The 255-nt window shown below is 72.9% G+C and carries 1 protein-coding gene; it reads right to left on the reverse strand.

The features are described from left to right. The coding region (locus tag GWK61_RS61785; RefSeq protein ID WP_438939843.1) for an ISAzo13-like element transposase-related protein at positions 1-255 on the reverse strand (255 nt) is incomplete at both ends.

A 255-nucleotide genomic window follows, 5' to 3' on the forward strand; every position in this document is an offset into this window, starting at 1 on the left:
CGACCTTGGCGTTTCCCTGCAGACTGAAGCCTTCCCCGCGCAGCAGGTCCCCGACGGTGTCGGCGCCGACCCGATGCCCGGCGCGGGTCAGCTGCTCGGCCAGGTTCCGGGTCGACTTGGTCGTCCAGCGCAGCGGCGACATCGGATCGCCCCGCACATCCGGCTCGACCAGCGCCAGCAGCGCCGGAATGAGCCCAGGATCAGTGTCGGCGAGCTTCTTGCGGCCGCCGCCGACCCGGCGCACCCGGCCCAGCG

The sequence above is a fragment of the Catenulispora rubra genome, from assembly GCF_015356825.1.
Classification (GTDB): Bacteria; Actinomycetota; Actinomycetes; order Streptomycetales; family Catenulisporaceae; genus Catenulispora; species Catenulispora rubra.